The sequence below is a fragment of the Microcystis sp. LE19-41.2A genome (assembly GCF_027530405.1).
Taxonomy (GTDB): domain Bacteria; phylum Cyanobacteriota; class Cyanobacteriia; order Cyanobacteriales; family Microcystaceae; genus Microcystis; species Microcystis aeruginosa.
This window is the reverse complement of record NZ_JAPZQJ010000100.1, coordinates 1-9841: the sequence shown is the minus strand read 5'-3', so window position 1 is coordinate 9841 and position 9841 is coordinate 1. Positions and strand designations below refer to the sequence as shown.

Annotated in this window: 6 protein-coding genes; 2 read left to right on the top strand and 4 right to left on the bottom strand. The window is 44.1% G+C overall.

Annotated elements, in window-relative coordinates; all coding sequences use genetic code 11:
* Positions 1-276 precede the first annotated feature (276 nt).
* From O9290_RS04275 to O9290_RS04260, 4 genes are all read right to left on the bottom strand, one after another.
* On the bottom strand, positions 277-3492 hold the full coding sequence (locus tag O9290_RS04275; protein ID WP_288086744.1) for a type I restriction endonuclease subunit R: 3216 nt from the start codon (positions 3490-3492) through the stop codon (positions 277-279).
* Positions 3493-3577: 85 nt separating this feature from the next.
* The gene (locus O9290_RS04270) at positions 3578-4711 is read right to left on the bottom strand and encodes a restriction endonuclease subunit S (protein WP_502846443.1); all 1134 of its coding nucleotides are present in this window, start codon (positions 4709-4711) and stop codon (positions 3578-3580) included.
* Positions 4712-5073: 362 nt separating this feature from the next.
* Positions 5074-5493 carry an endonuclease domain-containing protein gene (locus O9290_RS04265; RefSeq protein ID WP_052275827.1) on the bottom strand — a complete coding sequence of 140 codons (420 nt, stop codon included), beginning with the start codon at positions 5491-5493 and terminating at the stop codon, positions 5074-5076.
* A gap of 35 nt (positions 5494-5528) precedes the next feature.
* Positions 5529-7586 (bottom strand): class I SAM-dependent DNA methyltransferase, encoded by a 2058-nt coding sequence (locus tag O9290_RS04260; RefSeq protein ID WP_288027607.1) that lies wholly within the window; start codon positions 7584-7586, stop codon positions 5529-5531.
* A gap of 291 nt (positions 7587-7877) precedes the next feature.
* Between O9290_RS04260 and O9290_RS04255 the strand changes: the two genes are divergently transcribed.
* On the top strand, positions 7878-9101 hold the full coding sequence (locus O9290_RS04255) for a DHH family phosphoesterase (protein ID WP_288055306.1): 1224 nt from the start codon (positions 7878-7880) through the stop codon (positions 9099-9101).
* 52 nt (positions 9102-9153) lie between these two features.
* The gene (sixA, locus tag O9290_RS04250; RefSeq protein WP_002761593.1) at positions 9154-9648 is read left to right on the top strand and encodes a phosphohistidine phosphatase SixA; all 495 of its coding nucleotides are present in this window, start codon (positions 9154-9156) and stop codon (positions 9646-9648) included.
* The last annotated feature ends 193 nt before the right edge of the window (positions 9649-9841 follow it).

Genomic DNA, 9841 nt, shown 5'->3' with positions numbered 1-9841 from the left:
TTTGTCGCTTTAGCCACAGAATAAGTAGGTAGGTGTTAAAAGTTCTCATATCCCCCCTGCCCCCCTTATCAAGGGGGGTGCCGATAGGCGGGGGGATCCTCCTTGATCATGGGGGTGTCTGACAATTTTTAATACCCACCTACTTAGAATTTCGTCTTTGCTTCCTTAATAGTATAACTTTACTACAAAAAATCGGAGCAAATATTTAGGGACGGTGATGATTATCAGATATAAAATCAGCAACTTCGGAAAAGCGAAATATGGACAGTCCAGAATCTAGGCAGCCGACCTGTAATAAGGCGAAGGCAGACTCGGATAAACTCGCCGGATGTGGCGGAAGACTTCTTCGGTTTTTTCTTCCACTTCTTCTTCCGTGTAGAGATCGACGGGTAAACCAGTATCATCGCTGTATAAAAAGTTGTGAATAGTAGTTTTAACCTCCGCCCGACTGGATTCTTTATCTAGCCAACGATCGATCTTTAGTTTCTCTTGTTTTAGGGTTTTCAAAAGCTGCGTGGCGATCTGTTTAATTTTTTCAATGTCTTGCGGTGATAGATTCTCTTTGGTTAAAAGGTCGAACACGGCGAGGGATTCCTCGTCTAATCCCTCGCTAACCGCCCGTTGGGACTCTTGATCGAGTTCCTGAATAAATTCTAATAAGGCCTCGAAGGTCTGTTCGATCGCCACCCGATCCTTCTCGAAATTATAATCAGCGACGATCCGCTCGTAATGCTCTTGAAAGTTCGTCCGTTGCAGATTCTGCTCGAGCATTGTTCGGAGACGGTTTTCGATGGCGTTTTTGAGAGTTTGGACGGTGGTATTCTTACGATCGCTATTAGCGAATTCCTGTTTCAGACGCTCGAAGTTGATTTTACTGATGTTGTACAGTGGCGTATCATCGGCCCTCGCTTCGGTGGTTACATCGATCGCCCCGTCGATTACCGATCGCATTTCCAAGAGAATTTCCGCGATGTCTATTTTCTCCCGATCACCTTGAACGCATTTATAGATCAGTTTAATCGTGTCGTGAGCCGGACGGTAGTGATTAACCGATGGCTGATTAAGACAGGCCTTAAAAAGATGGAAGACCTCTTGAGAGAGGAGTCCAAAATTTTGTCGGGCCTGATCACTTCGATTGATCGCTTCCTTCGCGTCGTTAATAGCTTTATTGAAGGCAAAACTAGGTATTTTATATTCGAGGAGCGCGTCTAGGGATGCGTTACTTTCCCCCAAAAATTCTTTAACTGCCTCGATCGATCGGGCCAATTCATCCAGTAAATTTTCTTGCGGTTTCGTGGGGTCGAGACTAAGATGGTCTTCGCCACGTCCCTGATCGGAAATTTGGGCGAGATCGGCGAGAGCTTGACGGAGATTTTTGAGGATTCCGCAATAATCCACGATTAAACCGTTGGTTTTGCCCTCGTTAACCCGGTTAGCACGAGCGATCGCTTGCATGAGCGTATGAGCTTTTAGGGGTTTATCGAGGTAGAGGGTGGAGAGGGAGGGAACATCGAAACCGGTCAACCACATGGCGCAGACGATGGCGATCCGAAAGGGGTGATCGGCTTGTTTAAAGGCATTTTCTGGGCTGATCCTTGTACCGTCCGCCAGTTCAAAGCCGTTTTTGATTACACTGCGATGGCTGGTAATATCTAACCCTTGTTTCTGGAATTTGTCGATCTCTCCCTGTTCCTCGCTGACGATCACGGCCGTTAGGGTTGCTTCCATCCATTGAATCTGACGCTGACGATAGTTTTCCTCTTGGTCATCGGTAATTTTTTTGAGGTCTTTTTTCAGTTGTTGGATTTTTTCGCTCCAGTAACGATCGATCAGGTTATGCAGCTTGACACAGGTGAGCTTGTCGATACAAATCACCATGGCTTTGCCTGTTTCCCAAGCGGTGCTGTAATGTTCAACGAAATCACGGGCCAGCGCCTCCAACCGCTGCGGGGCCGTCAGGATGTAGTAATCCCTTCTTAATTCCCTTTCTAAACGGTCTTCTATCTCGACATTTTCGATCTCTAACTCTTCGATTTTGGCGGCGATCTGTTCGTTGAGGTCGTTGACGGCGATCGAGAGTTTATCACCCCTTGCATCATAGTAGAGGGGAACGGTGGCTTTATCCTCGACCGCTCTCTGGAAGTCGTAGGTGGAGACATAATCCCCGAAATAGCGTTTAGTGATCTCGTCGTTGCTGACTAGAGGGGTGCCGGTAAAACCGATAAAACCAGCGCCCGGAAGTGCAGCCCGGAGGTTGCTGGCTAGGGTTCCGTACTGGGTTCGGTGGGCTTCGTCGCTGATAATGATGATATCGTTTCGGGAGTTGTAGGGTTGGTCGGGATTGACGGTTTGGTTGAATTTCTGGATGAGGGTGAAAATATAGGCTTTATGGTCTCCCAGAAGACTCTGTAAGTGTTCGTTACTGGAAGCTTGGCAGGGTTCTTGCTCGTTATTGGTCAATCCGGAACCGGCAAAGGTATAGTAGATCTGTTTATCTAGATCTTCGCGATCGGTACAGATAACGAAGGTATAGTTTGCGCCTAGTTTACGGCGAATTTTGCGGGTGAAAAAAACCATAGAGTAGCTTTTTCCGGAGCCTTGGGTATGCCAGAAAACCCCTAGTTTGTTATCTTTTATCGCACCCTCCCGCCATCTTTTCACAGAATCGATCGCTTGGTTAACCCCTAGAAACTGGTGATTTCGGGCGATAATCTTGCAGGTTTTGCCAGTGGAGTTATCGAAAAGGACATAATTTTCTAACAGATCGATAAAGTTATTTTTATCGCAGACTCCTTTTAGCATGGTTTCCATATCGACAATGCCGGGGTCACTCTCGGCCAGGCGTTTCCATGAATGAAAGTGTTCGTATTTGCCGCAGAAACTACCTATTTTCGCGTCTATGCCATTAACTAAAATCGCAAAGGCGTTATAGGCGAATAGATGGGGGATATTATCAATATACTTCGATAAATTCCCCTCGTAGGCCGCTTTTAGGCCGCGGTTGAGGTTTTTCGCTTCTAGGAAGAGTAGGGGAATGCCGTTAACAAAACCTACCAAATCGGGGCGACAGGGGCATTTCCCCTGTATCGACAGTTCTCGAACCACTAGAAAATGGTTATTGCTGGGTTGGTCAAAATCAAGGATTTTTAGGGTTTGTCTAATTAGCTCTCCTTTGGCGTTGCAGTAGCTCACCTGTACTCCATCGAGAAGGAGTTGATGTTTCTCTTGATTGGTGGCCAGAAGGGTTTGACTAGAGTTGATTTCTTCGATTTGGAGAATAGCCGATTTATAGGCTTCTTCGGGAAGATTGGGGTTAAATTCTCGTAATTTCTGTTTTAGGTAGCGTTTGAGGATAACTTCTTTCTGATTTTGCCGTCCGAGCAGGCTGTTTTCACCGTAATCCTCTTGATTATAAGCATAGACACTCTGCCAACCAAGTTGATCTCGCAGACAGTTGGCGGTGAGTTGTTGTACTTTATCCTCGGTGGTCATAGGGTCGATTGTGCAGGGGAGTGGTTTATTTTATTAATATTGCCAATTTTCAGGGATTTTTACAGGTGCGATCGATCTTTCGCCTCTACACCTCGATCTCTCCATTCATAAGTTTCGGAAGTAGTATGTCACGCGCTTGTTTTAGTTTTTGATTTTGCTTTTGAAGAACTTCTTTTTGCTCGAATATAGAATCTAAAGTTTCTGTCGCTAATTCTTGTAATTCGATTGAAGGTACTAATATAGAAATTTCTCTTAGTGCTGACTGTCGGATTCCGAAGACTGTAGTTCCCGTTTCTCTTGAATGAATTTCTGCTTGAGTTTTAGGAGTTAAAAGAGTACAAAATAACATTGCTGGTTTAATAACATCTACATTGGCTCTAATAGCATAAAGTCTTTGACTAAGACAGAATTTTTGCTCGGAAGTTAAATAGTAAAGTTCACCTAATGGAGCTTCAGAGGTCATTAAAATATCATATTTCTGTAATTCTGTTTTCATCCACTTTTCATACAAGCTCTCATTGACAAATTTACATTTGTCTAAGTTGATTAATTGATTATTCTTTACATTAAGTGCCGAAAGTGCTGGAATTCCAGAATTACACCAATCTCCACCAAGTTTTTTAGGTGTTTTACCACGATAATCAATTATATCTGATATGACTTCCTCTAATTTTAAATATTTCCACCCTTCAGGAATACCATCAATAATCGGGGTGTGTTCGTGTCCGGGGAAGCGTAAACGGACGAACCATTCCTTGTAAAGTAAGCGGGCTGAACGTTCTAATAACTCGATGCGGCGGCGATTATTTTCGATTAAATCATCATATTTGGAGAGGATATTTACTATTGCTTTTTGGCTAGTGAGATCGGGAACTTTAATTTTAAAGTTATCTAATATACTTTTTGTTAAATACTGTGTTGTTGCTCCAATAGAAGCATTTTGAAAATGTGATAAAGCTGGCTTTAACGCATAGAATAAATATCTTGTTAGTAAAATGTTTTGATCGAGGGATTCAATAATATAAGTTCTTTGATAAGCGTTAAACTTCCCATAGTAATATTTTAAAGGGAAAATACCATTAGCATTATTACCACCTAATAAAACGGCCTCGGTGTCAAATGCGTAATTATTGATTTTATAGGTTTCTCTAGCACAAGTAAAAAATGGATACTCTCCATACTGTATTGCCGCATTTGAATCAAGTTTTCCAGTGGTCATCGAACATAAATCCGCTAGACGTAAATATGGAAATCTCATAATTTAAAACCTCGCCATCGATACAAGTTTAAATTCCTAACCCTTCAAAATTCTTCGCAATTTCATCAGCTAAACAAATCGCCCGCAGATGTAACCTTTTCTAACTTACCAAATTTGGGAATCACTGGTGGGAAGCGGGACTTTTTATCCCCCTCCGGTTCCCCCCTTGAAAAGGGGGGCTAGGGGGGATTACCAACCTTTTCAAGGGGGACTTACGCAGCCATAGCGCCCGTCTCACCTCCAGCACCCCTACCGCGCTCCGATTCCGGTTCCGGTTCCCCCCTTGAAAAGGGGGGCTAGGGGGGATTACCTTTCAAGGAGGACTAAGGAGGATCATCAACCTCCGTACAGACAGGAAGCGAAGAGATAAACCCCGATATTTTCTCACAAACCGCCTCGAAATCGTATTTAACCTCATCATTGGTGAAACGGATCACCGTTAATCCGTATCCCTCTAAAACCTTCGTTCTTCTAGCATCATAAGCCATTGCCTCCGGAGTAAGATGAACCTCCCCATCCACCTCGATCACTAATTTCAACTTCGGACAATAGAAATCAACGATAAAATGATCGATCGGTCGCTGTCGCCACATTTTTAAAGGAAATTGTCGGAGAAAAGCCCATAACTTTTTTTCTGTCGGTGTGGGATTTTTTCGCATTTCCTTGGCTCTAGGGACTAAATCGGGATTGTAGGGTAGAAAATAAACACCGTATTTTAATTTAGACACGATCGCTATCTCCATCGGTCTCCTTTAAGGAAATATACCGAAGTTCTTTTTTAAATCCCCAACCCTTCAAAATTCTTAGCAATTTCATCAGCTAAACGAATCGCCTCGGAGTTGAGATCATTTAACTCCAGATGAATTTCGCGTAACGTTTCCTCGAAATCGAAATCCTCATCTTCCTCCTCTGGGGAAACGCCTACATAGCGTCCGGGGGTTAAACTCCAATCATTCGCCTGTAACTCCTCGCGATCGACCACTTTAACCAACCCTTCCACATCCCGCAGCTTGGCATCGGGGAACCTTTCTAATAGCCAGTGAGCGTGACGGTAGAAACCACGAACCGATTTAAGCTGTTCGATCGCATTCTGACGGTTTGTATCAGCTTCTTTGCGTAAGGTGTTGAGTTCGCGGGAATTCCACCACAGTTTACTATCTCTTGCCCCCAGATCCTTCTCGGCACGCTCGATCGCTCGACCTAATAATTTATTCACCAGATCCGCCTGTTTGCCCAGATCCCGGCTAAATTCGCCGTATTCGTGATAACAGCGGACAGCCTCGTGTAAAGTCTCTAAATCATCAGCGTTATAGGAAATCGGAGCGAAACCGGCGTATTTATCGATGTCATCTTTGAAAAGCTCAGATGCTGTTCGGAGTTCTAACCATGTTCCGTCTTTTTCATCGATGAGATTATAAAATTTCTCTAGGGCCTCGGTTAACTTGTCCAGATGCTCGCGATAGTTTTGTAAAAGAGCGATCGATCCCTGATACTCTCGATCGATACTCTGGCAATAACCGACAACCAAATCGATAAAACGCTTCGATTCGCTCCGATAGAGCCAGACAATCGAGAGAATATTCTCTAACTGCTCTGGGCTAAAATCGTTGATCGTCCGGTTTACTTTCCGGTAAATATTGCGGGCATCGATCATTAATATCTTATCTTGAAGCTCGGCGGGTTTCCCTCGATTGAGAAACCACAACTCGCAGGGTACGGAGCGGGTATAGAAAAAGTTGGAGCGGATCGCGATCATTATGTCCACCGTTCCCGTCTCGATTAACTTCTGTCTTACCTTGCCTTCGTCTCTCCCGGCGCTGGAAGCTTGGGAAGACATAACAAAACCGGCTTTTCCTCGATCATTGAGATAGCTGTAGAAGTAACTGATCCATAGATAGTTACCGTTGGAAACTTTGTTACTTTTATTAACCCCCGGCAATCCGAAGGGTAAGCGCTCATCACCATCTACCTTACTATCCACCTCGTCCACGTTGAAGGGAGGATTGGCCATCACATAATCCACTTTCCCGGCCAATGCCAGCGGATCCTCGTAGTAGGTGATCGCTTTTTGGATATCCCCTTCTAAACCGTGAACCGCGAGATTCATCTTGGCTAAACGAATTGTGGTCGGATTCTTCTCTAACCCTTTAAAAGTTAACATCTGGGGATTGATGCGCTGTCTCTCAACGAAATGTGCGCTCTGGACAAACATTCCCCCCGAACCACAGGCAGGATCGAAAACCAATCCGTGATCGGGTTCTAAAACATTGGCGATCAAAGATACTAGAGAAACGGGAGTAAAAAACTCTCCGTTATCGTGAGCTTTGAGATTAGCGAATTGTGTTAGGAAATATTCATAAATTCGCCCGAAAATATCCCCATCGGCTTTTTTTAACTCTTCTGGGTTTAAAATCCGTAGTAAATTCCCTAATACCACGTTATCTAGTTCTTGGTATTCCGTTTTCGGTAAAATACCCCCTAAAGGTGGATAATCCCCCTCGATCGATAGCATTGCTTCCATTAAGGAGGTCGAGCGATTGACGCTATCGGGGAGCGCCACCAGAAAATCGAACTGAGCTTTTTCTTGGAGATAGATCGCTCCTTTGCACAAGAAATCTTCTTTGGTTAAGGAGCGTGTTTTACCCCCTCGCTTCGGTAAATCCGCCTCTACCTCCCTTTTAACCTTGAGAAAACGACTGTAGGCATGACGGAGGAAAATCAAGCCCATAACGGGCAGAAAATACTCGTTACTGGCATAGTTAGAATTAGCGCGCAGGGTGTCGGCCGCTTTCCAGAGCTTTTTTTCGATCGCTTCGATGTTGTCCAGTTGGGCCATGAAATTTTACTCAAGAATTAGGTAGATGGTCGAGCCTGAAGGGAAAATTAAGGGGTTTGGTATAGTATCTATTTTCTCAAGTAATGGCAGCGATGGTTAATTGCCCTAACTCCTCTCCCAGAACAAACGGCAGGGGTCTTTTGATAGACTAGAGTTATGGCCCCAGAGTAAGGAGCTAGGGGCAAGAAAAGCTTAATATTTGAGATGAACCGATCAAGCGAGAATATCGTCTAGAATTAATTAACTCAAAAAATCCTGACTGAATCTACCTTTAAGCAAACTTTTCTAAAAATGATGGCTGAATTACTGAGTCTAGTTCCTGCCAAGTCCCTCGAAACTGATGTAGTGGTAGGGGAAGCACCGGCAGTATGTCCCCTTCCTCCAGTCACGGTTAGTAATGATACCCTACTTATTTCCCTAATCGATCGCCTGCGACGTACTTTGGAAAATCACCGCAGCGAAAATCAAATTGTGGTGATGCAGGATTTCCCGGATCCCGATGCTCTTTCTAGTGCCTGGGCCTATCAAATTATCGCCGAACAGTACAATATTCATTGTGATATAGTCTATGCGGGTACTCTCTCCCATCAGGAAAATGTCGCTTTGGTAAAACTAACGGGTTTACCGGCTAAACGTTGGGGAGTCCATACCCTCAAGGATAGAGATCTTTCGGTTTATCAGGGTTGTGTTTTTGTCGATGGTCAGGGAACCAATAGTCAGTTAACCACTCTGGTTAAACAGGCAAAAATTCCCATTATTGTCGTGATTGATCATCATACTCGCCAAGGGGATCTAGAGGCGGAATTTGTCGATATTCGTCCCCAAATCCGGGCAACAGCGACGATGTTAACCCAATATATCCAAAAAGGGTTAATAAGTTTTAATAGTAGCGATACCGTCCATGTTAAGTGTGCCACAGCCTTGATGCACGGATTGCGATCGGATACGAATAATTTAATGCAAGCGCAAGAATGTGAATTTATTGCTGCTGGTTATCTCAGTCGTTTCTACGATGCCCAATTATTAAACGCTGTCCTGCAATCGGCCAGATCCCGACGGGTGATGGATGTGATTGAACGGGCCTTAAAAAACCGTATTATTAAAAATAATTATTCGATCGCTGGGGTCGGTTATTTGCGTTATGATGACCGGGATGCGATTCCCCAAGCTGCCGATTTTTTGGTGACAGAAGAAAATGTTCACACGGCTTTAGTTTATGGTATCGTTCACGATGAAGATGAGGAGATCGAGTTAGTCATTGGTTCTATGCGTACCAGTAAAATTACCCTAGATCCCGATGAATTTCTCAAGGAAGCTTTCGGACAGGATAACCAAGGTCGCTTTTTTGGTGGTGGTCGTTATATGGCCGGAGGTTTTGAAATTCCTATCGGTTTCCTCGGTGGTTTTAATAATAATGCCGAATACGCAAAACTTAAGTGGGAACTCTATGACACCCAAATTAAACAGAAACTTTCCCATCTAGTTAACCCAGATGAAAAGGTAATTCGCACCTAGCTATTAGACCTCAGCTATCTGTTAACATTGCCAAGACCGACCTAACACTGATATGAAACTTTATTTTGTGCGTCATGGATTAGCAGGACAATCGGGGGATTATCTCAACGATGGGGAACGTCCTTTAACCGAGGAAGGTAGGGCCAAAACTGCTAAAATTGCCCAAAGATTAGGACAGTTGGGGGTGAAATTTGACCTAATTTTGACTTCTCCCCTGGTGCGTGCCGTGCAAACCGCCGAAATTTTGCAAAAAGCGGGTTTAAGCCGTAAAATTGAGCAATTTAATCCCCTATCGCCCAATGGCAATATTCAAGATTGGGTGCAATGGTGGCAAAAGTCCGACTATCAGCGAGAGGAAAATGCGATCGCACTGGTAGGCCACGAACCGGATTTAGGCTATTGGACGGAAATGCTAGTTTGGGGCAAGTTTCAAGGGAAATTATCGGTCAAAAAAGCGGGAATAATTGGTCTAGAGGTTCCCAATCAAGAAAATCCCCTAGGTAAGTGTCAGTTATTCTGGTTGACAGCACCGAAATTACTTCTCTAGGAATTAACCTAGGTGTATCTATCCTTTTTGGAGACTACAATCGATGTTTAGTTAGGGTCTGCTGAAAAAGTTTTTCCTGGGGGTAGGAGTCAGTAGCCGGTCGTCAGTAGCCAGTCGTTTCAGGCTTTGTTGCCCTTGTTTTGTGTACCAAGCGATGTACTACAAGAAGGATAATGCAAGGTTTTTGAAAGTC